Genomic DNA, 24904 nt, shown 5'->3' with positions numbered 1-24904 from the left:
TATTTTTATAGATAGATTTCAACTAACCAGGCGCTAAGCAGATAAACTTCTTGACCGCTTGCGTATCTTTTTTCGAGGTGAAGAAGATGTTAATTGCATATACGGCAGAAAAAGAACTAATTAATGCTTCAGAAACCCAAGGTGGACAAAGATATTATTGCCCGGATTGCGGCGAGCGTCTGGTCCGTAAAGTGGGGAAAATTAAGATTCCGCACTTTGCTCATAATCAAAAAGGACGGTGCCAAGGGTTAAGCGAAGGAGAAACGGTCGAACATCTGCGGTTAAAACAACTTTTTTATACATGGGGAAACCAATCTGAAGGAAATTGGCGAATGGAGGCGCCTTTAGCCGATCTCCCGCAACGTCCCGATTTGCTGCACAAGCGTTTAGCCGTAGAAATTCAGTGTTCGTCGCTAAGGAGCGCCCGCTTAGCAGAGAGAATCAGGGGGTATCAGCAAAAAGACTACCAAGATTGGTGGTTGTTAGGAAAAAGACTTTGGCCCAAAGTAAAATTCACTCCTCTGCAACGACAATTTTGTTCCTTTGATAAAACGAGAGGGGTTCACTTGTGGCTTTTGGAAGCCGATCACTTGCGCTTGCTTTATCATATTCATGAACTGGATCACTGCGTTTACTATGAGCAACGTTGGGCAAGTTATTCTTTGCCCTTGACAGAGATTTTTCAGACCACAGTCACAAAACCTCCCCCGCAACTTCTGCTGACAAGTGAAAGTATTCAGCTCAGCAAGCAGGTGTTGAGTCAGAAACTAGTTCAAAAAAATCAAAGTATTCATCGAATGCAACAGTATTTTTATCAAGAACGGCGGCATGTGTTGTATTTACCGGAGTGGATGTATTTTCCTAGTCGTTATCGTTTCTTTTATCAGGATGATATTTTAGTCTTTCGCTATATGTTTCAAAAGTTTGCTAAAAATGCTTCGTTGATTTTTCAAAATTTTTTGAACTATCGGCAAGCAAGTCAACTGGAATGGATCTTTGATCGCATCGATCAGCGGGAGATTTTGGAACGACTGTATCTTGAAGCCATTTTTTGTCAAAGAAAGGCTAAAAATTTTATTTAGTTGATCGTCTAAAAAATACTTTTTACGAAATTGTGTTAAGATTAGGGGTGATTAAAAGATGAGAGTGACTCTTCGAAAGCTCATTTTAGCAAACAAAGACTTTGTTAAAATGAGCGAAAGAGGAACCTTACAAACAAGTTAGGAGTGTTTTTATGAGTGAAGCAAAACAATTGCCAAAACGGCAAGAAGTACCGACTGAACTGACTTGGGACTTAACTAAAATATTCGCAGATGATGCTGCTTTCGAAGAAAAATTTCAAGCTTTGTCTGCTGAATTAGCAGAAGTTGAACAGGTCAAAGGTACCCTCGGTCAAAGTGCCGAAAAATTTTTAGCAGCGATTGAATATGTTTTAGATATTTATCGCAAAGCAGAAGTTATCTACGTCTATGCTCATTTAAAAAATGATGAAGACACAGCCAATACGACGAATCAAGCACTTTATGCGCGAGCGTCGACTTTGATTGCACAAGTTAGTGAAGCCGTCAGCTGGTTTGAACCCGAGCTACTGCAACTTTCAGACCAAGAAATTTGGGCCTTTTTTGCAACAGAACCTAAATTAGAATTGTATCGTCATTTTGTTGAACAGATTATTTCTGAAAGAGCGCATATTTTACCAGCGGACCAAGAAGCTTTGTTAGCGGGTGCCAGTGAGATCTTTGGCAGTTCGGCAGATACTTTCTCAGTCATGAACAACGCCGATTTAAAATTTCCAGTAGTAAAAAATGAAGCCGGGGAAAATATCCAATTGACTCACGGGGTTTATGGTCAATTACTGGAAGGTACCGATCGTAATGTACGGGAGCAGGCGTTCAAAGCCTTGTATTCTGTTTATCATCAATTTCGCAATACTTTTGCTTCAACCTTGAGCACTCATGTTAAGTCTCATAACTATAAAGCAAAAGTCCGCGGCTATAGTTCCGCACGGGCCGCAGCTTTAAGCAGCAATCATATTCCAGAAGATGTCTATGAAACATTGACTTTAGTCGTTAATCAATACTTGCCTCTGCTGCATCGGTATGTTGAGCTACGCAAGGAATTATTAGGGCTTGATGAACTGCATATGTATGATTTATACACACCGCTGTTAGCAGAAGCACCAATCAAGTTCACCTATGAAGAAGCGCAAGAAAAAGCATTGGAAGCTTTGAAACCATTAGGTGAAGAATACTTAGCGATTGTAAAAGAAGCTTTTGCTGAACGCTGGATTGACGTAGTGGAGAATCAAGGAAAACGCAGTGGTGCGTACTCTTCAGGTGCATATGATACACAACCTTATATTCTTTTGAATTGGCATGATCGTTTGGATGAACTCTACACACTGGTTCATGAAATGGGACACAGCGTCCACAGCTATCTCACTCGCCACACGCAACCTTACGTCTATGGTGACTATTCGATCTTTTTAGCAGAAATTGCTTCAACGACTAATGAAAATCTATTAACTAGTTACTTATTAGAAACGGAAAAAGATCCTAAAATCCGCGCCTATATCATCAATCATTATTTGGACGGCTTCAAGGGTACGATCTTCCGTCAAACACAGTTTGCGGAGTTTGAACATTTCATTCACACAGAAGATGCTGCAGGGAATCCGTTAACAAGTGAATACTTAAGCAAGTTTTATGGTGAGTTGAATGCCAAATATTATGGGCCAATCGTCGTAAACGATGAAGAAATCAAAGACGAGTGGTCAAGAATTCCTCATTTTTATTACAATTATTATGTGTACCAATATGCGACAGGTTTTTCAGCGGCCAGTGCCTTGGCAAAGCGAATTGTCGAAGGCGAGCCCGATGCGTTGGAAAAATATTTAGCTTATTTAAAATCTGGCAGCAGCAATTACCCAATCGAGGTCATGAAAAAAGCTGGTGTTGATATGACTCAGCCGACCTATATCGAGGATGCTATGGAAATCTTTGCTCAACGCTTAGACGAATTAGAAATCTTAGTCGAAGAGTTGAAAGCTTAACTAATCGAACGAAATAAGAAATTAAGAATTTCTCTGAAAAATTAATCCCCCTAGAAGTTAGACAAGCGAGCTGATTTCTGGGGGGATTTTGTATACTTTTTTTAAAAATAATAGCAAAATCATCCTCATTTTTTGGTTGGCTTTATTCTTGTTTGATCCGCGAAATGTTGCGTTTTCATGCTGTTTGTACCCAAATAGTTGAAAGAAATTTTACAATTGGAATTTCTCTTTTGATAATTAGTATGCGAAAATTGGCATAGTAGGGGAGGTGGGGCAAAATGAGTAAACCGAATAGAAGAGATAAGGTTGATCTGTTATTAAAGTTGTCAATCGCGGTTATGTTCATCACAGGTTTCTTAATTTTTATGTACCCATTTATTGTTGACTCCATCAATAATTACATTGATCAGCAGCGACTGGAAGAAGTTCAAGATAAAATGGAGGCGCGATCGGAAGCGGATAAGAAAAAGCGCCTTGAAAAGTTGGAAAAGGAAAACAAAAAGTTAAAAACAATCATTCCTGGCGCCGGTAGCTTTGAGGACCCCTTTGAAACGTCTTTGCGGGGGACCAAGAGTCCTAAAAAAGAATATTTTGAGGAGCATATGATCGGGGCAATCTTTATTCCTAAAATAAAGGTCAGTCTGCCTGTTTATGATGAAACCAATGATTTTTTACTAGATAAAGGGGCAACGGTGTTGCAAGGGACTTCTTTTCCAGTAGGTGGGAAAAGTACGCATTCTGTACTTACCGGTCACACGGGCTTGCCAGAAAAGAAACTGTTTACTGATTTAGAATCACTCCAAAAAAAGGACCGCTTTTTTTTACATATTGAAGGGAAAAAATTAGCTTATCAGGTTGATCGGATCAAAGTCGTGGAACCTGACGGGTTTGATGCACTCAAAATTGAAAAGAACCGTGATATTGTCACTTTACTCACCTGTACGCCTTATGGTGTGAACAGTCATCGTTTATTGGTTACCGGTCATCGAGTAGCCTACCCAGTTGAGGCAGCTAAAAAAATTAAAGAAACCGAAAAATACCATCGTCGGCGGGTTTATTATTTAGCAGCGGGCTGTCTGTTCTTCATACTGCTTTTCGGCTATTTCGTTTGGCGCAAAGTCATCTTGTATCAATCGAAAAAACGCAATTACAATTTTGTCTTTTATTTATATGAAAATGGTGAGCCGTTGCCAGGCGTACGGGCATTGTTGACGCAAAAAAATGACGTGGTTCGCTTTGAGGGTAAACTAGTCCATACGGTCAGCGATCGTTTTGGCAAGATTGAGTTTCAGCAAATTCCTGGCGGTGTTTATCGCGTAGAAACGGAAAATGGTTTAAGTGTCAAAGGGAAGATCTGGCGCTTAAAGGATCAAAAATTCAAGATTATTAAACACCGCAGTTATAAAAATATTAAACAGAAGATTACCCATTTTATTATTGAAAGTAAGGTGAAGTAGTTTGAAACACTCGCCTAAAACCCGAAGTCCTAAGCGGCAAATGTTCAGCAAAATTTTCATGATCATAGTTTTCCTAACCGGCGTATTAGTAATGACCTATCCGTTTTATATCAACGCAGTAAATGATTTTATCGATCAAAAGCGGATGGAAGAGGTTCAACGTCAAAACAGAGAACAGAATAGAGAACAAGTTCGCAAGGCCAAGGAACAAATGGCTAAACGGAATGCAGAGCTGAAAAAAAACGGGTTGGTTCCCAAAGCTCCAAAATTCACGAATAGCAATGAACGTAAAATCGTCAGCGATGAGTATATTCGAAAACACTTGATTGGAGCAATCAGTATTCCAACGATCGAGGTGACTTTACCACTATTTGACACGACAAATGAGAAATTGCTACAAGAAGGTGCAACAGTCCTCCAAGGGACTTCATATCCGACCGGTGGAGTTGATACCCATTCTGTAATCTCAGCTCATAGTGGGCTGCCAGAAAAGAAACTCTTTACCGATTTAGAAGAGGTGAAGAAAGGTGAGATCTTTGTAATCACCTTATTTGAAAAAAAGCTAGCCTACAAAGTCGATAAAATGGAAGTAGTCGAGCCTTCAGACACTTCTGTGATTAAGATCGAACCTGGGCGTGATATCGTCACTTTGTTGACTTGTACACCTTATATGATCAACAGTCATCGTTTGCTAGTAACTGGGCACCGAGTTCCCTACACGACAAAAATGGCAAAGGCCGTTAAAGATGCGGATGAGACACGTAGGCTAAAACAGATATTGACGCTACTTGGGGTTGGCTTGAGCATTTTACTATTACTTTTTGGGATATATCGGGCGATTCATATGTATCTCTTAAGGGAACGGTATTTTAATCTGAACATTGTTCGCAGAGATCGGAATGGTAACAGACTAGCAGGGGAAAAATTTGTGCTATATACCAAAAATGGCAAGCAGCCGGTTCAACAACGAGGGATTCCGCTAATGGTGGAAACGAATGATGAGGGATTGGCGCGTTTTGAGAAAATTCCAGGAGGTGTTTATTGTATCAAAGACAGCGAGGGACTGGAATTCAAAGTCGGAATAAAAAAATTGCGACAAGAAAAGGTAAATTTATATCTAACCAAACAACAAAAATCGTTTATTTTTACTAAAGACAACGCGGTTCAGATCAAAAAATAAAGGTCATTGCTGATTCAGCAATGACCTTTTTTTAGATTAGTGAGAGGTGAGTGTCAATTTCTGGTTGTCGAGCTGCCGCATTTTTTGTTTGTGATTCTAAAAAGGCAATCAAGGATTCCTTAGTATTATAGGTATCTAAGATCTGGTGGATCGTATCGCACCCTTCGATGCGGATACCAGCATCACACCCTTCGCCATAATTATAAATGACAGCAGAAGGGTGCGAGGTGATTTCCATCTCATTAGCAATTTGTTGATCGGTCAAAAAAGCTTCTTTGACAAAAGTAGAATGCCGGTCTTCTAAGAACATTTCTAGATCACCACCAACTTTTTTGATGAGTTGGATCGCCATTTTTTTTGAATAGGGCTGTTGTTGCTCACCGATGGCTTGTTGTAGTTCGACTAAAAAGTCGCGACCGCGTTTTTTACCTTGCAACTGGGCAGCTTTTACATCTAGTGCGGTAGAATGAATCTCTTGTGAGAGTTCGGTCCGCAATTGCAAATCTTTATCAGAAGCCCCGATGCGTTGCATAAATTCCGATACAGTCGTTAAATTCATGATGGGAACCAAACGTAATTGGATTTTCATATCATATTTGTCAATTAAATCGATGATTCGTCGTTCGATCGACAAACATTTTTTTCCAATCGGATTAACAAACAAATAGATCTCAATCACTGAAGTCCCTCCATTCTTTTATTTTGTTCTTGCTGGGCAGTCACTGCTCGAACAATTTTATTCTGTGTTTTGCGATAAGGTAGTTTAAATCTACTAAGGAGCTGTTTAAAGTCAGTTAACTCAAAACTAGCATTGGGAACTTCCAATTCTAGTTCGAAATCATGATGGTCGGTATACCAACTTTCATCTAGCGCCAATTTACCCTCAGGAATCATGAATTCGGCTCTTTTAGTAGTGAGTTTACCAATTAAATGCAAATCTATTGGCAAAATGTTGAGCATTTGTAGATGCGTGAAAATTTCTGTAGCTTTAGAGGTAAAGTGGTTCTTTTTGAGGACTTGTTCTGCCTCAGCCAGTGTCAGGGAATCAGTCACTTCTAATAAGCCAACTGCCTGAGGAATTTTTAAAGTAGCTTCGGCAGTGGTGTCAAAGCAGCGAATCCTTAAACCCATACCATGTTGCTTCAATTTGAAATCGGCGGTATCAAAATAAAGGTTTGTTTGTTGAACGAAGTGTTCAGTAGTGATTTCGTAATGACGTAACATTTTCTCGTATTCAGCTTGTACTAGCATACTCTTAAATTCGATTTCAAGTTCTTTACTCAATTTTATTTTACTCCCGATTTCAGAAAATTCCTAATATAAGATATCCTCACATAGAATAACCTAGATAGTCAAACGATTAGGATGAAATACGCAAAAATGTTAGTATTTTGTAATATTTGTTAAGAGACAAAAATATGACAATTCTTTCTATTGAAGGTTTATGATAAGATAAGGAAGAAATTGAATGAGAAGCGAGGGATTTGTGATGGAGAGAGACTGGGATACATTTCTTGCTCCGTATGAATTAGCGGTAGCTGAATTAAAAATAAAATTACGTGGATTACGCAAACAATACCGGACGAATGGGGGTCATGTCCCGATTGAGTTTGTAACTGGACGTGTCAAACCGGTAGAGAGCATTCTTAACAAAGCAGAGTTACGTGGAATTCCGTTGGATCGTTTAGAAGACGAAATGTCTGATATGGCGGGGATGCGAATCATGTGCCAATTTGTTGAGGATATTCCTTTAGTCGTAGAAATTTTGCGGCGGCGTAAGGACATGAAGATTATTCAAGAACGAGATTATATTACGAATCGGAAGGCTAGTGGCTATCGTTCGTATCATTTGGTTATCGAATACCCAGTTCAGATGCTAGAAGGCGAAAAAATGCTGTTGGCAGAGATTCAAATTCGGACATTGTCGATGAATTTTTGGGCGACGATTGAACATTCGATGAATTACAAGTATAAAGGACAGATACCTGAAGATATTCAAGAGCGTTTATTCCGGGCAGCTGAAGCGGCGTATCAATTAGATGAAGAAATGTCTAGTATCCGCGATGAGATCCAAGAAGCGCAGCATGTATTTCATCGTAAGGAACAAAAAAAGGAAGTGGGACAACATGGGATTACGGATCGGAATCATCCATAATCAGGAAGAAAAATCAATTCTAGTGTTGCAACGTTTACGTAGCTTGTTAGCAGAGAAGGATGATTTAGAGATCGTGGAACGTGATCCTGAGCTAGTGATCACAATCGGTGGTGACGGGACCTTGCTGTCAGCTTTTCATCGCTATAATCATCGTTTGGATAAAGTTCGCTTTTTAGGAGTTCATACCGGTCACCTAGGCTTTTACACGGATTGGCGGGACTATGAATTGCCTGAGTTGGTCAACAGTTTGAGCGAGGAACAAGGCAAAAGTGTTAGTTATCCTTTGCTAGATATCCTTTTGACGACTTCTGATGGTGAGAAAAAGCACTTTTTAGCGCTTAATGAGTCTACTATTCGCAAAGGCAGCCGTACGATGGTCGCCGATGTCTACATTAAACAGGAATTGTTTGAACGGTTTCGGGGCGACGGGTTGGCGATCTCGACACCGACTGGTTCGACTGCATATAATAAAAGTGTTGGTGGAGCAGTTGTGCATCCAAGTATCAATGCGATGCAATTGGCAGAGATTGCTTCTTTAAATAATCGGGTTTTCCGAACATTAGGTTCGCCGAGCATTATTGGCCCCCATGAATGGATCGATGTACGCCTGAATAGTAATGAACCGCATCTGATCACAATCGATCAACTTGATATTAACCGTAAAGATATCAAATCAATCAAATATAAGATTGCCGAGGAGCGGATTCATTTCGCATCATACCGGCACATGCATTTCTGGCACCGAGTAAAAGATGCCTTTATTCGAGAGGATTAAGTTTAGTGGAATTTAAATGGATTTACGAAGAGCAAACCAGCTCGCTTGTACGGACGTTTTTAAAACGTCAAGGAATCTCAAAAAAATTATTGGCTAAAATCAAATTTCACGGGGGAAAAATTTTGGTAAATGATACCGAACAAAACGTCTTGTTTTCTTTAAAGACCCGTGATATTGTAACTGTTGTGATTCCCGATGAGGAGCCCCATGAAACGCTATTAGCGGATGATATTCCCATCGAGATTGTTTATGAAGATGAGCATTTGTTAGTTGTTAATAAACCAGCAGGAATCGCTTCGATTCCTGCCCAATATCATCCGCGGGGGACGATGGCGAACCGGGTAAAGGCCTATTATGTTGCGCAAGGCTATGCCGATCAAGTAGTCCATGTTGTGACCCGCTTGGATCGTGACACTTCTGGTTTAATGTTGTTTGCTAAACATGGCTTTGCCCATGCGAAGCTTGATCAAAGCTTACAGCAAAAGCAATTCGTCAAAAAATATCAGGCACTTGTTGCCGGTGACGTGGCAGGCCTACATCAACATGCCCATATTTCTTTGCCAATCGGTCGCGACTTGTCTTCGTTATTGAAACGTCAAGTAATTGAAACGGGACAAAAAGCTGAAACAGAGTATTGGCTAAAAAAACGCAATCAACGCTGTGGATTGGTAGACATCCAATTACATACGGGCCGGACCCATCAAATTCGGGTGCATTTTTCCGCGATTGGCTGTCCGCTGTTAGGCGATGACCTTTACGAAGGGGCCATGGATCAAGGGATTGAGCGTCAAGCATTGCATTGTTACTTTTTGTCATTTCCCCATCCATTTAGTGAACAGCGATTGTCATTTGAATTGCCTTTAGCTGCAGATATGGAAAAAGTAGCAGAAACAATCTAATTGAAAAATAGTTTAAACAGACAGGGGCGCTCAAGCTGCTTCATGTTTTGGCATGTCTAGAATGATCGTCATGGAGCGGTTCAAGACTACTTAAATCAGTTATCTTGCTACTTGTTTTAATTTAAAGCAGAATGGTATCCGTACCGAGCAAAGAACTATTTTTTCTAAAAAAAAATACATTAATATGAGGTAGGTTGCCAGTTCTGCTTTTGCCAGTTTTTTTGAACTGAACAGAGAACTGATTGTGTTAGAGAATAGCCAAACGAATTGTTTAGCAGAATGGTATCCGTACCGAGCAAAGAACTATTTTTTTTCAAAAAAATAATACATTAATATGAGGTAGGTTGCCAGTTCTGCTTTTCCCAGTTTTTTTGAACTTAACAGGAAACTGATTGTGTTGGAGAATAGCCAAACGAATTGTTTAGCAGAATGGTATCCGTACCGAGCAAAGAACTATTTTTTTTCAAAAAAATAATACATTAATATGAGGTAGGTGAGATTGATGGATGAGAACCAAGAAGAGCTAGAATTACATTTCCAACAATTACGGGAGGAACTGGATCAGAATAATCTGCCGGCATTTCGTGACCATTTCTTGGAGATGCATTTTTATGATCAGGGACAATTTTATCAATCTCTGAACCCCAAAGAACGGCAATTAATTTATTCTTATTTGTCGCCCAAGGAATTGGCCGACATGTTCGACGTCATCGAGGAAGACGATGAACATATGGAAGAATATTTAAATGAGATGCGTCCACAATACGCTGCGGATATGCTGGCTGAAATGTATACGGATAATGCCGTGGATTTATTAAACGAGCTGGATAAAAAGCCGGTGACTAAGTATTTGAGTCTGATGGATGCGGAGCATGCGAATGATATCCGTGAATTGCTCCATTATGAAGATGATACTGCAGGTTCTTTGATGACGACTGAATTTGTCTCTATCGTTGCAAATCAAACAGTCCGTTCCGCAATGTATGTTTTGAAAAAAGAAGCTCAAATCGCTGAAACAATCTATTATACTTATGTAGTGAATGATGACAATCAACTGGTTGGAGTTATTTCATTGCGTGATTTGATCATTAATGATGATGATACGATGGTTTCCGAAGTAATGAGCGAACGGGTTATTGCCGTCAATGTAGGCGATGATCAAGAAGACGTAGCCCAAACCTTCCGTGATTATGATTTCTTGGCTTTGCCAGTGACGGATTATGAGGATCATCTATTGGGAATTGTGACGGTCGACGATATCATCGATGTCATCGATGATGAGGCCGCTAGTGACTACTCGGGTTTAGCGGGGGTCAATGTTGAAGAAGTCAATGAAAATCCCGTCAAGGCAGCTTCAAGGCGGCTACCGTGGCTGATTACATTATTGTTTCTGGGGATGACGACTGCGACACTAATCAATCATTATGAAGCGCTAGTTAGTAAAGCTAGTATCTTAGCCGTCTTTATTTCTTTGATTACCGGAACTGCCGGAAATGCAGGGACCCAATCACTTGCGGTCGCGGTAAGACGTTTGGCGATTTCTGATGATAGTGAAAAGAATTTTGGTAAATTGGTCGTAGGAGAAATCTTAACCGGATTAGTGACTGGTTTGGTTACTGGGATAACGATCTTTATTATCGTAGGTATTTGGAAACATAACTTCATTCTAGGTTTCGTGATTGGTGCGGCGATGATGGCCGCAATTACCGTAGCAACGTTGGCTGGTAGCTGGATTCCAATGATTATGGAGCGACTGGGTTTTGATCCAGCTGTGGCCAGTGGACCATTTATCACCACCTTGAGTGATTTAACCAGTGTGCTAATCTATTTCAATATCGCGAGTCTCTTTATGGAACGTTTTATCGGTCAGTGATTGAGGGAGTAAAAGACATATGCTGAAAGTAGTGAAAAAATTTTGAAAAAAGCTTACGCCATTGTTATTCGTAATGGATTGATCTTATTAGTTCGTCGTCCAGGATTGCCGATTTGGGATCTGCCGGGTGGTGACCTGCTACCAAATGAAAATGAACGAGAAGGTATTCGGCGTTTAATTAAAGAGCTGCTTTCTTTTGATAGTAGCGTAGATGAGCTCATTGGGGTTTATACAAAGGAATCTCACGAAGCAATTACGTATGTCTATAAGGTGCGAGAAAAGATCTCTCAAAGCCGGATGGAATCCCATGATTATGCGGCTTTCAATTTTTTTGATCTGCAGAGTCTTCCACTGAATATTTTTCCAGAGCGGCAGCGCCAAATCAAAGATTATTTAACGGGGCGCTATCCAGTAAGGATGCGTTTTAAAACAAATCGTTGGTTACTTCGCATCGAGAAACTGATTAAAGAAAGAAAAAATCAAAAATAGACTAAAAAAGGAGCAGCTCAATTAAAGTGAGCTGCTCCTCTTTAGTCTATTAATCAGTAGGACTCATTTCAAAATTTTAAGGGCCTTAAAATGTGACAATCTTTGTGCCATGGAGTTCATTAACACCTAATGTGGCAGCAATGTTCTCTGCATTGGCTGGGGTGATTCCACCGCCCGGTAAAATAATGATCCGACCGGCAGCATAATCAACTAATTCTTTTAAATGAGGAAGGTTTTCTTCAATTGAAGTAGTCAGTGGACCGCCATGAGTCAAGATACGATCGATCCCTAATTGAACAAACCAATCAATCGTTTTGAACTGCTCTTCTTTTGAAAGCTCATCAAAAGCCATATGGAAGGTGGTTAACAAGCCTTGGCTATTGCCGACCAACATCTCTAAGGCTTCTTCATCCACCTCGTTGTCCGCGGTTAAGCAGCCAAAAACAACACCGTCGGTTCCAGCATTTTTAGCATGGATCAAATCGTTCTCCATGATTTTCAATTCGATATCGTTGTAAACAAAATCGCCGCTGCGGGGACGAATCATCGTCATAACTGGAACATGTTTTTCGCTAGCATAGGCTAAGGCTTCTTCAATTACGCCTAAACTAGGTGTTGTTCCACCTACGGCAAGGTTGTCACATAATTCAATTCGGCCAGCACCGGCCTGGATTGCCTTAGGAATATTGGTATAATTTTCTGCACAAAATTCTTTAATCAAGATTGCAGCCTCCAGTTCATTTTAAAATACTATTATCAGTTAAGATCTCAATCCGTGTCACTGTTTTGTTAACAAATCAGACCAGCTCAGATTGTTATCCCGCGTCTAGTTTAGCACATCTCAGTGATAGTAGGAATAGCAGAACTATGCTATGATAAGAAAGCAAAAGTTGCCGGGTTATCTGGCTTCACTGGTTTAGTATGGGAAATTTATTTTTATGAAAAGGAAAGTGGACAGATGCTTAAAAAGATTGATCAGAGTGCTCTATTTCTAGCCGAGCAGGAAGGACTATTCCGTTGCCCGAAATGTCATCAGAAAATGACTGCAGAAGCTAAAAGTTTGGTTTGTACCAACGGTCATCATTTTGATTTAGCCAAAAAGGGAACGTTATACTTTTTAGATCATCAAATCAAAACAGAATATGACAATGAAATGTTTGCACCACGTGGGCGGATGATTCGTTCGGGAATGTATCAACCAGTCATCGAAAAAATCACGCAATTGGTCCAACCAGGGAATCTGTTGGATGTGGGCTGTGGCGAGGGCAGCTTTTTACAGCAAATCAATCAAATCAAAGAAAATCCCGTCAACATTGGTTTTGATATTGCCAAGGAAGGGATTTATTTAGCCAGCAATCAGCCACTTAAGGCCTTTTGGTGTGTCGCCGATTTGACGAACCTGCCTTTTACCGATCAATCCTTCGATACGATTTTGAATATTTTTTCGCCTTCGCAATATCGCGAGTTCAAACGTGTGATGAAACCGACTGGTTGTGTCATCAAGGTAGTTCCGCAATCGGGCTACTTACAAGAACTTCGCGCGGTCTACCATCCAGATGGAGAGGCCTATTCTAACGAAGCCGTTATTCAACGTTTCACAGAAGAGCTTAAAATCGACAAGCGGGAACGTGTGACTTATGAGTTTGAAATACCAGAAGAAAACCGGTTAGATCTTTTGGAGATGTCGCCGCTGGAATGGCAGGTTTCACCAGAAGTTAAAGCCAAATTGATGGAGAATCCTCTGAAGAAAATAACGATTGATATCGAAATATTAAAAGGATATTAGAGAATACGCTTTCATCATAATTCCTGAAAACAGAAGGTTGCATTTGTGACTTCGTGATGTTATAGTACTAACAAGTTGTTTTTCATTGGTTTTTATCAGGTTCCTGTTCTGATAAAAGTTAGTGAAAAGTGCTTCACTAACGTAGCGACTCGCCGTGCTAGACACCGAGTTGATACGTTTTTTTTTTTTTTTGCGAATCCAACTTTTCACAGTTTTTCTAATGTATGAGATACTTGTTTCAAATTAGCCAAGAGGTACAGTTGGATCGCATGGCAGTGAAGATCAAACTCATTTTTGGAGGTTCTCAAAAATGAACAGATGAATCCAAACTAGCTGGCGAGAGGCCAGTTCTTCTCACAAGTGTGAAAAGGAAGATCTTGAGAATGGATAAGCAGCAAATAACACTTGCTGAAATAAATACTTAATTAAGAACGAGGGAAACAGTTATGACAAATCATATTGTACTATTTGAACCGCAAATTCCAGCGAATACGGGAAATATTGCTCGAACTTGTGCCGCAACGAATTCACCGCTGCATTTAATTGAGCCATTAGGTTTTTCAACAGACGACAAGCATTTGAAACGGGCGGGCTTAGATTATTGGAATGATGTCAATATCACCTACCATGAAAATTTGAATGCTTTTTTAACGTATCTTGGCGAGCGTCAATTGCATTTAATTACAAAATTTGCAAACGCCACTTATTCTGAATTTGATTACGCAGATAATGCGGATCATTTCTTTATGTTTGGCAAAGAAACTACCGGTCTACCAGAAGAATTTATGCGAGAAAATGAAGAAAAATGCTTACGTATTCCTATGAATGATGAGCATGTCCGCTCGCTGAATTTGTCTAATACGGTCGCTTTGGTCGTTTATGAAGCACTTCGGCAGCAAGATTTCCCTAAGCTGGAATTGTCGCATCATTACGAACACGATAAGTTAGATTAATTGCGGTAGTAAGTGGTGGTGACAGCCACTGACCAGGACTTGTGCCCTAATTAAATAAAAAAACTAGAGTGGAGCAGACTATGAAACTTTATTTTACTCGTCACGGGAAAACCCGTTGGAATCAAGAGAAACGTTTTCAAGGCATGATGGGAGACTCCCCATTATTACCTGAAAGTAAAGCAGCGATTAAAGCACTTGGACAAGAATTGAAAGAAGTTCCTTTTGAAAAAATTTATACTAGCACGTTGAAACGCGCGTATATAACTGCTGAAGGGATCAATCAACAATTAGAACAACCAACGGAAATTATTCCTTCCGAAGCACTACGAGAGCTGGGTCTAGGTAGCTTAGAAGGTCAATTGATTCCGGTGATTGAAGAACGCTATCCAAAAGATATGGTAAATTTGCGCCATCATTTGGAACTTTATGATCCAACGCCTTTTCATGGTGAAAAAATTGAAGATATGCTAAAGCGGATCAATGATCTAGTGGAACAAGCAGTGGAAGAAGCACAAACTGGCCCGCTTTTATTTGTTGGTCATGGCGCTGCCTTAACTGCAGCAGTCCAAGCCTTAACGGGTAAATCGTTGGCTGAACTACGCGATATGGGCGGGTTATATAATAATAGTTTAACGATTTTAGAAGCAGACAGCAGTCAACCACCGTATCGAATGCTTGAGTGGAATGATGTCAGTTTCCTTAAAGGCATCGGATCCAAGCCGGATTCACTACTTTAAAAATAAGCACTAGCAAGCTTGTGTCAGATTAGAGAGGAGGGACAAAATGTCAGCTGAACAGTTGTATATCGTGGGAACCTTACAAGCGATCTTCTTTCAAAATGCCAGCAACTTTTATAAAGTATTGTTGATTAAAATCAGTGATACTAACAGCGATTATTTGGAACAGGAAATTGTTGTGACCGGTAGCTTTGGCGATATGCAGGAAGAGGAAGCCTATCGTTTTTTTGGGCATTTTGTCGAGCACCCGCGTTATGGTAAGCAATTTTTAGTTGAAAGCTATGAACAGGCCCATCCGACTTCCGCTAATGGTTTGATCAGTTATCTTTCCAGTGAAAAATTTCCTGGAATTGGCAAGAAGACTGCTGAGAAAATTATTGAGTCATTAGGGGAAGAAGCGATAGATCAGATTATGGAAAATCCGGATGTTTTGGCCCGAATTCCTAATTTGAATGCCAAGAAACAAAAAGTGATCGTTGATACGATTCGACAAAACCATGGGATGGAACAAATTATCGTCGGTTTGAGTCGTTATGGTTTCGGTAGTCAGTTGTCCTTTGCAATTTTTCAAAGGTATCGCAATGAAGCGTTGGAGGTCATTGCGGAAAATCCCTACCAATTAGTGGAAGATATTGATGGGATTGGCTTTAAAAAAGCCGACAGCCTTGCTGAACAGCTAGGGATTTCAGCCGACAGTCCTCAGCGGGTGCGAGCGGCGATCCTTCATCAAGTCAATGAAGATGCCAACCAAAGTGGTGACACGTATGTTGAAGCGCAGCAATTATTGACAGAAGTTCTACAGCTGTTGGAAACCAGCCGGCCCGTTGAGATCGCACCGGATCAAATCGCCGCTATGATTATTCAATTAGTGGAAGAAGAAAAAATCCAGCAAGAGGCCACTAAGATTTATGAAAATACCTTGTTTTACAGTGAATGGGGGATTGCCTCGTCGATTGAGCGCTTACTAGCTCGCAAAAAAGAAATTAATTATCCACAAGCTACAATTGATAAAAAGCTGCGAATGATTGAGAAACAATTGGAAATTACCTATGGTGCTTCACAGGATCAGGCGATCAAAGAGGCGATTCGCTCGCCGTTGTTCATTTTAACCGGTGGACCGGGAACGGGGAAAACCACGGTGATCAATGGGATCGTTAAGTTATTCGCGGAATTAAATGATTTATCGCTTGATCCTAAAGATTACACCAATGCAATTTTTCCAATTTTATTGGCGGCTCCGACGGGTCGAGCTGCAAAAAGGATGAATGAAACGACAGGTTTGCCTGCCAGCACGATTCACCGTCTATTGGGGTTGAATGGTCATGATGATACCCCGGATATTGAGGCGAAAGAATTAGATGGCGGTCTGTTGATCGTCGATGAGATGTCGATGGTGGATACGTGGCTCGCCAATACGTTGTTAAAGGCGATCCCTAATAATATGCAGGTAATTTTTGTGGGAGATAAAGATCAGTTGCCATCAGTCGGACCGGGTCAAGTATTTCATGATCTTTTGCAAATTGAGGCAATTCCTAAGATGGAATTAACCGATATTTACCGGCAGGGAGATGGCTCTTCGATCATTCCGTTGGCTCATGAAATCAAAGATGGCAAGTTGCCCCATGATTTTCGCAAGAATCAAAATGATCGCTCATTTATTGCATGTCATGCCTTTCAAATGGAAGAAGTGGTTAAGCAGATTGTGGAGCGCGCCAAGAAAAAAGGCTACACTGCCCAAGATGTCCAAGTGCTGGCTCCGATGTATCGCGGTCCGGCGGGGATTGATGCCATCAATAAAATGATGCAGGAAATTTTTAATCCTAATGATGGACGTAAAAAAGAAGTGCAGTGGAATGATGTTGTTTATCGAATTGGGGATAAAGTTTTACAGCTAGTCAACAATCCTGAATTGAATGTTTTTAATGGCGATATGGGGATGATCGTCGGGATTATCCCAGCCAAAGAATCAGAAGATAAGGTCGATGAACTCGTCATCCAATTTGACAACAATGAAGTCAGTTACAAGCGCTCGGAATGGAATAAAATCAAGCTTTCTTATTGCTGTTCGATCCATAAGGCCCAAGGTAGCGAATTTAAAATGGTTTTACTACCAATGGTCAAGCAATATTCGCGAATGCTACAGCGGAATCTATTATATACCGCAGTAACCCGCAGTAAAGATCTATTGATCTTGTTAGGCGAAGAAGAAGCTTTTCAGGCATGTGTCAGTCGTGAATCGGCGGTGCGCAAAACGACGTTGATCGAACGGATCATGCAAGGAGCTGAAGTCGCACCAGCTCAGCCAGTAGTCGAACCTTTTGACGCAGTTGCAGAAAAAGACCAAACTGGCAAGGTCGATTCGCCTCAGCCAGCCAAAATGCAACAACCAACGATTTTGACGAAAACACTGATCAGTGCCCAAACCATCGATCCCATGATTGGGATGGATGGCATCACGCCGGCGCTGTTTATGTAAAAAAAGGACTGAAAAATAAATCCGAGGATTTATTTTTCAGTCCTTTTGTCGGCATACCAGATATATTGCTGCATGGTTGAAAAGTTCAAATCAAATGAGCGCTCCCCCATGTTTTCGCCATCGGCTTGGCCGTGTTGCGGTACAACTGACACGATACGAATGCGACTGCTGGTAAAATGCTGATAGTGTTTGTTGGTAGTGTGTTTTTTTCGGAGTAATTGCAAAAGAAAACGTAAAATCGCCAACATATTCGGTTTTTCGACAACGACTAGATCAATCAGGTCCTTTTTCGGATCGGCCATAGGAGCGATCGCAACCCCACCGCCAAAATAAGGAATATTGGTCGTAGTACATAGAAAAGTCCGTTCAAAGCTAAGACTCTGACCGTTTAGTTCGACTAAAATAGGAAAGGTCTTTTGAGTGAAGATTGCTTTGACTAAATAAAGGGCATAAGAAGCTGATCCAAGATGGTATTTGTTTAAAACTTTCTTTGAAGTGGACGCATTCGTCGTGGCTACGATGAGCGCATCCAGACCGATTCCGACGTTGTTTAAAACGATTCCTTCTTCTTCACGAATTTTTTCTTCGTAGTGAAAAACGTTGATCGCTTGCGGAGTTAAAGCTGAAGTGATCTGTTCAAAGGCTTTTTCAGGATCACGTGACAGTCCGATCCCCCGGGCAAAATCATTGCCGGAACCAGCGGGGATATAGGCCACCGGTAATTTTAGTCCTAATGCATAAAAGTGATTAACCACTTCATGCAAGGTCCCGTCGCCGCCTAATACTAGCAGTAAGTGAAAAGAGGTCTCGATATGCTCTTTTTCACAAGTTTCAGACCAAGGGCTCAATAAATTACTGATGCGTTCAACGATGGCTTTTTCATCGCCTGGTTTTTCTGTGTAATAAGGGGTATATGTATAATTGCCATCATCCAGCAGTTGGATGATTTTTTCGGCTTTTTTAGCCGCAGTGCCGCTACCAGCTGCGGGGTTGATCAATAGATGATAATGAAAATTCATATGCTCGTTCCTTTCAGAAATTGATTATAACAGAGTAATTGGAGGAACTGTACAAAATTGAATTATTTTCACCGATTTTCAGACTAAAAAGCACTTATGATAACGTTTTTTTTAAAATAAACAGGAGATTACTTTTTCAATTTACAGTAGTCTAAAAAGTAATTTTTTTTACTAGTTTGTCAAAATTGAACTTGCGGCACATTGGATGGTACAATCAATTTGTAAAGTATACTTTTTTCGGAAAAGAGGAGTGACTATGTTAGGCATCGACAGTGAATTGGAGCACTTGTTTAATAAGGCGCAACAGGAAGGAGTCGCTGTAATTAAAGATCGCTGGACTTCTGGAAATTATGGATGTTGTAGCACAAGTGCACCATTGGTAGAAAAAAATAAAATTGAGATTTTAGACAACCGAGCGTTGCTTTCACTTTGGGGAACATTAGTAGCAACAGTAAGTCTTGAAAGTCAAATAACTGTTGTGAATACGGATTATAAATTATCCAATTATGAAAAAAAGATCGTTGACTGGTTTGTTCAGCAAGCGCAATATTTATAATTATTTTATTCACCTGTTCTTGACAGGTGCTTTTTATTATCCAAATAATGCTTAAGACTTTGAATTAATATTTTTGTAATAGGATATGTGAACTCAAAAATAGATAAAATTTGCCTAATATTTTTCATCGATTCAGAAAAATTTTAGAAACTGCAATAGTAACCTAAACATCGTCTGTCTTATTGAATGACAGGTACAATTATTAAGTAGTGAATAAAGTAATATATTGTTCTGAATTTTAAAATTACGGACGTTGTGTAAACGCTCAATAATGTTTGCTTCAGCATTTTTTTGATGATATTATTTTAAGAAATAGCAATTGATCTTTTAAACTGAAATATTTTTGGAGTATTGTTTATTAGAAAAGTGCAAGTTGGTAAAAAACGGAAAAGAAAAAATTTATATGGGGTGAAAGTTCATGAAAAGAAAACAATTATTAATAATGTTTCTTGTTATTTGTTTAATGTTTTCACAGTTGTTGGGAACAGTTGCTTTTGCAGTAACTGAAAGTAAGACACAAACATCGTCAAATGGTAGTACTGTAGAATCGACAGAGAAAAATTTGCAATCATTATCTGAGGGAGCTGTTGAAACAGAGAACACGGATTCGTCAGCTATTCCAGATGTTTCTTCATCAGAAGAAACAGAGCAGTCGAAGGACGAACTAGCAGAAGGTCAGTTTGGAAATAGTTCGTGGTATATTAGAAACGATTTTACTTTAGTTATTCGAGGTGGAGAATTTATTGATACAAAGGGAGAATCTCCCTGGATATCTTATAAAGATAAAATTCAGAAGATTTTAATTGAAGAAGAAGTAACTTTATCAAGAGAGTCTAGCCACTTATTTCAAGGGTTATCAAAACTTTCAGAAATTGATTCAATTGAAAATTTGAAAATCATGCAGCCTACAAAACTGAATTATTTTTTTGAGGGATGTGAAGCACTAAAAAAAGTAGATTTTTCGAAGTGGGATACAAATAATGTAATTGAAAATGGGGATTTTTTAAGCAGTTGTGAGAATTTGGAAATAATAAAGCTAGGTACCGATTCGATATTTCGGGAATATAAAGATGAAAAGAGACAAAATCAACCCAATCGTCCTTCGTTTATTTGGAAAGGAAGGGAATCAGCCAAAACATTTTACAATATCTCTGAATTATTGAGTCAGAACGAAGGGCTTCCTGATGATTATTACAAAGAGCTCGCTCCAGAAAAGGCTGAGATCGAAATAAAATATTTAGATGAAAACGACAAAGAAATCCATGAAAGTAAGAAACTATTCGGAGTGATAGGAGAAGACTACGATATTGGAAATGATGAGTATCAGTTGAAAATAGATGGTTTTCAGTTGGATGATAATAAATTACCGGAAACACAGGGAACATTCCAAGAAGCGAGTCGGATACTCATTTTTCAGTATAAAAAAATTGCTATTCGTTCAAAACAAGCTATCGAGACTCCAAACGTTGTTTACAGATCCTATATTCAGTCTATGAGCTGGCAAGAATTCAAAAAAAATGGTGAAGTATCAGGAAAAAATGATCAAAATAAAAGCTTGGAAGCAATTGAAATCAAATTAGAGAATATTGGTGATGACAGTGGGATTGAATATCGAACAGCTACTCAAGATTTAGGTTGGGAGAAGCAATATTCTACTGGAGGTAGTACAGCCGGATCACCTGGTAGCGGGAAGAAGCTTGAAGCGATTCAGATTCGTCTTACTGGAGAACTCGCTGTCACTCATGATATTTTCTACCGTGTGTCCTCTGAAACATTTGGAAAACTTGATTGGGCGAAAAATGGCGAAAGTGCCGGGACTGAAAGTTTATCATGTGGCTTACAATCAATAGAGATTAAATTAGTAAGAAAAGGTAGTAATGAATTAGTAAGCAGTCCGAAAGCATTTGTTCGGGCACCATCAGTGGCTTATCGCTCACATGTAGAATCAAGCGGCTGGCAAAACTATGTTAGGAACGGTCAACAATCTGGAACTAGCGCACAGAAGAAAAGATTAGAAGGCGTTCAGATTCGAATTGAAAATACTAGTTTAGGCGGAAATATCCAATATCGGACACACGTTCAGGATAGTGGTTGGGAGTCTTCATTCAAAACAAACGATGAAGTATCTGGGACGACAGGCAAGGCTAAGAGATTGGAAGCTATTCAAATTAAGCTTACAGGAGACATCGCCAAGTATTTTGATGTTTATTATCGCGTGCATGCGCAAGGCTTCGGATGGCTTGACTGGGCAAAGAATGGAGAAAGCGCTGGAACCGAGGGGTTAGCGTGTCGTTTGAATCTTTACAAATCAAACTAATCAAGAAAGGCTCAAATGAACTGACTAGCAGTCCAAAAGCTTTTGTAAAACGTCCAATCTTAACCTACCGTTCACATGTGGAATCATCAGGTTGGCAAAACTATGTCAAAGACGGTCAAAAAACAGGAACGAGTGGAAAAGCAAAAAGATTGGAAGCTATTCAAGTTCGAATCGAAAATAGCGGTTTGACCGGGACTGTTCAATATCGGACACATATTCAGAACAATGGTTGGGAATCTAGTTTTAAAACTAACAATGGGATTTCAGGAACAACTGGACAGAAAAAAAGGCTAGAAGCTATACAAATAAAACTCACTGAAGATATTGCTCAATATTTTGATGTTTATTATCGCGCACATGTGCAATCATTTGGTTGGTTAAGCTGGGCGAAAAATGGCGAGAGTGCCGGAACTGAAGGAATGGGTGCACGAATGGAATCGCTAGAAATTAGACTAGTTCCAAAAGGTTCAAACCAACTGACAAGCAGTTCGAAAGCATTTGTTCAAGCGCCGACGGTATCTTATCGGACCCATGTTCAAGGAATCGGCTGGCAGAATTATGTGAAAAGTGGTCAAACTGCTGGAACAAGCGGACAAGGCAGAAGAGTAGAAGCCATTCAGATTCGGACAGAAAATAATGCCTTGGGTGGAGGTATTCAGTATCGAACACATATTCAAAGTAATGGTTGGGAAATTTCTTCCAAATATAACAATGCAGTATCAGGAACGACCGGACAGGCTAAACGACTGGAGGCCATTCAAATACAGCTAAATGGAGAAATTGCCAAGCATTTTGACGTATATTATCGAGTACACGCTCAAAACTTTGGCTGGCTTGGTTGGGCAAAAAACGGGATGAATGCAGGGACTGAAGCTTATTCTTATCGCTTAGAGGCAGTTCAAATTAAGATGGTACCTAAGTGGGGAACCCCGCCGTCACCAACATCGAATACGTATAAGAAAAAGCCGTCGAAACCAACTCTTTCAAGTTTTCTTGGAACAACGAAAAGTAGGATTTTCAATGAAATGCAAAGACATCAAAACGATTGGTATTATCTCACAACACCGTTCGTAGGAACGCTCGGGAATAATGCTTCAGTAATGAGTCCGCGGGGAAATCCAACAATTTATGGTCCAGGAATGAATTGTACAGGATTTATTGCCACTATGACAAGAAATGGTGGGGGTAACCTTTCAAATATTACACGGAAGTCTAATCAATATGGTGGACCTTGCAACGGGTATAATTGGCGAAATGCTTTGGTGCCAACAGTTCAACACTATAGTTATCGAACAGTCAATGACCTACTGAGAAGCGGTAAAGCGGAAAAGGGCGATCTAATCTATTTTGAAGCAGATTATTCCCGACCTAATCCAGATTGTCACCTCGGATTTTTCTGGGGAAACAATTCTTCTCACGACCGTATTTGGCACTCTACTTTCCCTGCAAATAAGATGTCAAACATATACTCAGCAACACCTTACTCGAAAGTACTTCTCTTCAAACTATAATCGAGCAGAATGGCAGCCGAAAACAAAAATTTTTGGCTGCTTTTCACTTGTATATTTTTCTTAGTAGTTCCAAGCTTAGAGATTCCTCACGGAAGTTGACTTCCTCAGCTAAAAAAAGTATGCTAAAAAGGTTTTCAGCGGTTCATCAACCATCCCGCTTTAAAAAAACTCGGAGAAAGAAGGAAAAATATGAATTTGACGGAAAGTAAACGTGTCACTGTGGTAGTGACCAATGGGATTATCATGGCGCTTTATTTAGCCTTGACGATTTTAGTTTCACCGGTAGCTTCTGGTGCGATCCAATTTCGAATCTCAGAAAGTTTGAATCATTTGGTAGTTTTTAATCGAAAATATCTATGGGGGATCCTTGGCGGAGTGGTCGTGTATAATGCCATTTTCGGTATGGGGTGGCTAGATGTCGTGTTCGGTGGGGGACAAACCTTGTTGGCGTTAGCTTTTACAGCGAGCCTACAAAATATTGTTAAAAATACAAAAATTCGCTTGGCTTTAAATGTCGTATTCTTCAGCGTAAGTATGTTTTTAATCGCATTGATGCTGAATTTGACGGCCCAATTGCCTTTCTGGCCAACTTACGGCTGGACGGCTTTGAGTGAAGCGATTATCATGACAATTTCGGCACCCATTATGTATTACTTAAATCAACGTTTGCATTTTGCCAAACAAATCTAAAAAAAGACGAGCCTGCAACTAACGGCTCGTCTTTTATATTCAGTTGATTAGTCTTTCATCGACAAAGCTTCCACATCTTTGATCTCGAAATGTTTGCGTTCAAGGTGATCGATAATTTGATTTAGTTTGTTTTCATCTACGCCGGCCGGTAACGTAAACAGAGTCCGTCGACCTTTGAAATCTTTACCAACATCTAAAGTGATACAGCTGGCAATTGTGGTAAATTTTGAAATGATTTTTGCCATTACGGCCAGATCGCCACGTTTGCCGGTAGATACAATCGTCAGCACATAACTTCCTGTTTGAACATTCCAAGATTGGGATAGCATATTCAATAAAGTGCTGTGGGTTAAAATACCGTAAAAATGATGATCTTCATCTAATACAGTGATATAAGGCAGTTCTTTAATCGTAAAAAAGATCTTGAAAAACGAAGTATCTAATGAAATAAATTTTGTTGCATTTTTCAGCAAATGAGTGACGGGCAGATCCATATCGCCACCGTTTGCTTTGTGCCGGTAAATATGCATTTTATAGATATTGCCTCGGAAAATTTGATTACTTTCATCTAGAATCGGAACGCAACGAAAACCAGTCTTTTCTAAAATGTCTAAAGCTTCCTGCAATGATGTCGATTCGTTGATGGTTGTTAAATTTTCTTTGGGATAAACGAGACTTTTTAATAACATCCAATAACCCTCCAATAAAGCTATTCATTCTTTCATCATACTATCATATTCTTCTAGATAAAGAAATTTATTTTAGAAAGAATTCAATCTAATCCAGCGAATGACTTGAAATACAGAATTTGCTACGGAGATTGACATTAAAAAAAATAGATGATAATGTTAGTCTGTAGCTTTGTGGGTGACATGTTCGTTAGCCAGATGGTATACGGCATGACAATCAGACTCATTTTTTTGTAAAAAAAATGAATACATTAATAGGAATTAGGATGCGAGTCCAACTTTTCGTAATG

The 24904-nt window shown here is 39.8% G+C and carries 22 protein-coding genes; 17 read left to right on the top strand and 5 right to left on the bottom strand.

Translation table 11 applies throughout. The features are described from left to right. The first annotated feature begins 86 nt into the window (after window positions 1-86). From EP1_RS12045 to EP1_RS12030, 4 genes are all read left to right on the top strand, one after another. On the top strand, window positions 87-1082 hold the full coding sequence (locus EP1_RS12045; protein ID WP_067627784.1) for a competence protein CoiA: 996 nt from the start codon (window positions 87-89) through the stop codon (window positions 1080-1082). Between the two features lie 152 nt (window positions 1083-1234). Next, window positions 1235-3052, top strand: coding sequence for an oligoendopeptidase F (gene pepF / locus EP1_RS12040; protein ID WP_067627781.1), 1818 nt, complete (start codon window positions 1235-1237; stop codon window positions 3050-3052). A 278-nt stretch (window positions 3053-3330) separates the two neighbouring features. After that, entirely contained in the window at window positions 3331-4509 is a 1179-nt protein-coding gene (locus EP1_RS12035; protein WP_067627778.1) for a class C sortase, read from the top strand. A 58-nt stretch (window positions 4510-4567) separates the two neighbouring features. Then, the gene (locus tag EP1_RS12030; protein ID WP_245630617.1) at window positions 4568-5689 is read left to right on the top strand and encodes a class C sortase; all 1122 of its coding nucleotides are present in this window, start codon (window positions 4568-4570) and stop codon (window positions 5687-5689) included. 31 nt (window positions 5690-5720) lie between these two features. Here the strand turns inward: EP1_RS12030 and EP1_RS12025 are convergent, their stop codons facing one another. Both EP1_RS12025 and EP1_RS12020 read right to left on the bottom strand, forming a co-directional pair. Next, a complete protein-coding gene (locus EP1_RS12025; protein WP_067627772.1) occupies window positions 5721-6368 on the bottom strand; it encodes a DsbA family protein in 648 nt (215 codons plus the stop codon). Then, on the bottom strand, window positions 6365-6973 hold the full coding sequence (locus tag EP1_RS12020) for a CYTH domain-containing protein (RefSeq protein WP_067627765.1): 609 nt from the start codon (window positions 6971-6973) through the stop codon (window positions 6365-6367). The genes EP1_RS12025 and EP1_RS12020 overlap by 4 nt, the downstream gene beginning before the upstream one ends. A gap of 205 nt (window positions 6974-7178) precedes the next feature. Between EP1_RS12020 and yjbM the strand changes: the two genes are divergently transcribed. The 5 genes from yjbM (at window position 7179) to EP1_RS11995 (ending at window position 11880) form a co-directional block, all read left to right on the top strand. Next, entirely contained in the window at window positions 7179-7844 is a 666-nt protein-coding gene (gene yjbM / locus EP1_RS12015) for a GTP diphosphokinase (protein WP_067627793.1), read from the top strand. Further along, window positions 7816-8619 (top strand): NAD kinase, encoded by an 804-nt coding sequence (locus EP1_RS12010; protein ID WP_067627762.1) that lies wholly within the window; start codon window positions 7816-7818, stop codon window positions 8617-8619. Before yjbM ends, EP1_RS12010 begins: the two co-directional genes overlap by 29 nt. Window positions 8620-8624: 5 nt before the next feature. Then, window positions 8625-9518: an RluA family pseudouridine synthase gene (locus tag EP1_RS12005; RefSeq protein ID WP_067627759.1), complete on the top strand. Its 894-nt coding sequence runs from the start codon at window positions 8625-8627 to the stop codon at window positions 9516-9518. A gap of 502 nt (window positions 9519-10020) precedes the next feature. Then, window positions 10021-11391, top strand: coding sequence for a magnesium transporter (mgtE, locus tag EP1_RS12000; RefSeq protein ID WP_067627756.1), 1371 nt, complete (start codon window positions 10021-10023; stop codon window positions 11389-11391). Between the two features lie 42 nt (window positions 11392-11433). Then, window positions 11434-11880, top strand: coding sequence for an NUDIX domain-containing protein (locus EP1_RS11995; RefSeq protein WP_067627753.1), 447 nt, complete (start codon window positions 11434-11436; stop codon window positions 11878-11880). Between the two features lie 85 nt (window positions 11881-11965). Here the strand turns inward: EP1_RS11995 and EP1_RS11990 are convergent, their stop codons facing one another. After that, complete coding sequence (locus EP1_RS11990; protein ID WP_067627750.1) at window positions 11966-12601, bottom strand: copper homeostasis protein CutC; 636 nt, start codon at window positions 12599-12601, stop codon at window positions 11966-11968. A gap of 237 nt (window positions 12602-12838) precedes the next feature. Between EP1_RS11990 and EP1_RS11985 the strand changes: the two genes are divergently transcribed. The 4 genes from EP1_RS11985 (at window position 12839) to recD2 (ending at window position 17832) form a co-directional block, all read left to right on the top strand. Next, window positions 12839-13666 (top strand): putative RNA methyltransferase, encoded by an 828-nt coding sequence (locus tag EP1_RS11985; RefSeq protein ID WP_067627747.1) that lies wholly within the window; start codon window positions 12839-12841, stop codon window positions 13664-13666. 446 nt (window positions 13667-14112) lie between these two features. Further along, the gene (gene trmL, locus EP1_RS11980) at window positions 14113-14619 is read left to right on the top strand and encodes a tRNA (uridine(34)/cytosine(34)/5-carboxymethylaminomethyluridine(34)-2'-O)-methyltransferase TrmL (RefSeq protein ID WP_067627744.1); all 507 of its coding nucleotides are present in this window, start codon (window positions 14113-14115) and stop codon (window positions 14617-14619) included. An 80-nt stretch (window positions 14620-14699) separates the two neighbouring features. Beyond that, the gene (locus EP1_RS11975) at window positions 14700-15356 is read left to right on the top strand and encodes a histidine phosphatase family protein (protein ID WP_067627742.1); all 657 of its coding nucleotides are present in this window, start codon (window positions 14700-14702) and stop codon (window positions 15354-15356) included. A 46-nt stretch (window positions 15357-15402) separates the two neighbouring features. Next, on the top strand, window positions 15403-17832 hold the full coding sequence (recD2, locus tag EP1_RS11970) for an SF1B family DNA helicase RecD2 (protein ID WP_067627740.1): 2430 nt from the start codon (window positions 15403-15405) through the stop codon (window positions 17830-17832). Window positions 17833-17861: 29 nt separating this feature from the next. On the opposite strand, the gene EP1_RS11965 is transcribed toward recD2, so the two are convergent. Continuing rightward, window positions 17862-18851: a diacylglycerol/lipid kinase family protein gene (locus EP1_RS11965; RefSeq protein ID WP_067627738.1), complete on the bottom strand. Its 990-nt coding sequence runs from the start codon at window positions 18849-18851 to the stop codon at window positions 17862-17864. A 256-nt stretch (window positions 18852-19107) separates the two neighbouring features. Here EP1_RS11965 and EP1_RS11960 point away from each other — a divergent pair, with 256 nt between their 5' ends. The 4 genes from EP1_RS11960 to EP1_RS11945 all read left to right on the top strand — a co-directional run bounded on the left by EP1_RS11960 (window position 19108) and on the right by EP1_RS11945 (window position 23925). Continuing rightward, a complete protein-coding gene (locus EP1_RS11960) occupies window positions 19108-19407 on the top strand; it encodes a hypothetical protein (RefSeq protein WP_067627735.1) in 300 nt (99 codons plus the stop codon). Between the two features lie 418 nt (window positions 19408-19825). Beyond that, entirely contained in the window at window positions 19826-21724 is a 1899-nt protein-coding gene (locus EP1_RS11955) for a MucBP domain-containing protein (protein WP_067627732.1), read from the top strand. Next, entirely contained in the window at window positions 21694-23235 is a 1542-nt protein-coding gene (locus EP1_RS11950; RefSeq protein WP_067627729.1) for a hypothetical protein, read from the top strand. The genes EP1_RS11955 and EP1_RS11950 overlap by 31 nt, the downstream gene beginning before the upstream one ends. Window positions 23236-23424: 189 nt before the next feature. Further along, window positions 23425-23925, top strand: coding sequence for a QueT transporter family protein (locus tag EP1_RS11945; RefSeq protein WP_067627726.1), 501 nt, complete (start codon window positions 23425-23427; stop codon window positions 23923-23925). 47 nt (window positions 23926-23972) lie between these two features. Here EP1_RS11945 and cbpA read toward each other — a convergent pair whose 3' ends face one another. After that, entirely contained in the window at window positions 23973-24614 is a 642-nt protein-coding gene (gene cbpA, locus EP1_RS11940; RefSeq protein ID WP_067627723.1) for a cyclic di-AMP binding protein CbpA, read from the bottom strand. Between the last annotated feature and the right edge of the window lie 290 nt (window positions 24615-24904).

The organism is Enterococcus pseudoavium NBRC 100491, assembly GCF_001544295.1.
GTDB lineage: Bacteria > Bacillota > Bacilli > Lactobacillales > Enterococcaceae > Enterococcus_A > Enterococcus_A pseudoavium.
The sequence above is the reverse complement of the archived record's forward strand: the minus strand, read 5'-3'. Positions and strand labels throughout refer to the sequence as shown.

What these genes read in the sequence shown, in the direction of transcription:
- EP1_RS12045 (WP_067627784.1), top strand. Translation starts at nt 87, where the DNA reads ATGTTAATTGCATATACGGCAGAAAAAGAACTAATTAATGCTTCAGAA.
- pepF (WP_067627781.1), top strand. Translation starts at nt 1,235, where the DNA reads ATGAGTGAAGCAAAACAATTGCCAAAACGGCAAGAAGTACCGACTGAA.
- EP1_RS12035 (WP_067627778.1), top strand. Translation starts at nt 3,331, where the DNA reads ATGAGTAAACCGAATAGAAGAGATAAGGTTGATCTGTTATTAAAGTTG.
- EP1_RS12030 (WP_245630617.1), top strand. Translation starts at nt 4,568, where the DNA reads ATGATCATAGTTTTCCTAACCGGCGTATTAGTAATGACCTATCCGTTT.
- yjbM (WP_067627793.1), top strand. Translation starts at nt 7,179, where the DNA reads ATGGAGAGAGACTGGGATACATTTCTTGCTCCGTATGAATTAGCGGTA.
- EP1_RS12010 (WP_067627762.1), top strand. Translation starts at nt 7,816, where the DNA reads ATGGGATTACGGATCGGAATCATCCATAATCAGGAAGAAAAATCAATT.
- mgtE (WP_067627756.1), top strand. Translation starts at nt 10,021, where the DNA reads ATGGATGAGAACCAAGAAGAGCTAGAATTACATTTCCAACAATTACGG.
- EP1_RS11985 (WP_067627747.1), top strand. Translation starts at nt 12,839, where the DNA reads ATGCTTAAAAAGATTGATCAGAGTGCTCTATTTCTAGCCGAGCAGGAA.
- trmL (WP_067627744.1), top strand. Translation starts at nt 14,113, where the DNA reads ATGACAAATCATATTGTACTATTTGAACCGCAAATTCCAGCGAATACG.
- EP1_RS11975 (WP_067627742.1), top strand. Translation starts at nt 14,700, where the DNA reads ATGAAACTTTATTTTACTCGTCACGGGAAAACCCGTTGGAATCAAGAG.
- recD2 (WP_067627740.1), top strand. Translation starts at nt 15,403, where the DNA reads ATGTCAGCTGAACAGTTGTATATCGTGGGAACCTTACAAGCGATCTTC.
- EP1_RS11965 (WP_067627738.1), bottom strand. Translation starts at nt 18,851, where the DNA reads ATGAATTTTCATTATCATCTATTGATCAACCCCGCAGCTGGTAGCGGC.
- EP1_RS11960 (WP_067627735.1), top strand. Translation starts at nt 19,108, where the DNA reads ATGTTAGGCATCGACAGTGAATTGGAGCACTTGTTTAATAAGGCGCAA.
- EP1_RS11955 (WP_067627732.1), top strand. Translation starts at nt 19,826, where the DNA reads ATGAAAAGAAAACAATTATTAATAATGTTTCTTGTTATTTGTTTAATG.
- EP1_RS11945 (WP_067627726.1), top strand. Translation starts at nt 23,425, where the DNA reads ATGAATTTGACGGAAAGTAAACGTGTCACTGTGGTAGTGACCAATGGG.
- cbpA (WP_067627723.1), bottom strand. Translation starts at nt 24,614, where the DNA reads ATGTTATTAAAAAGTCTCGTTTATCCCAAAGAAAATTTAACAACCATC.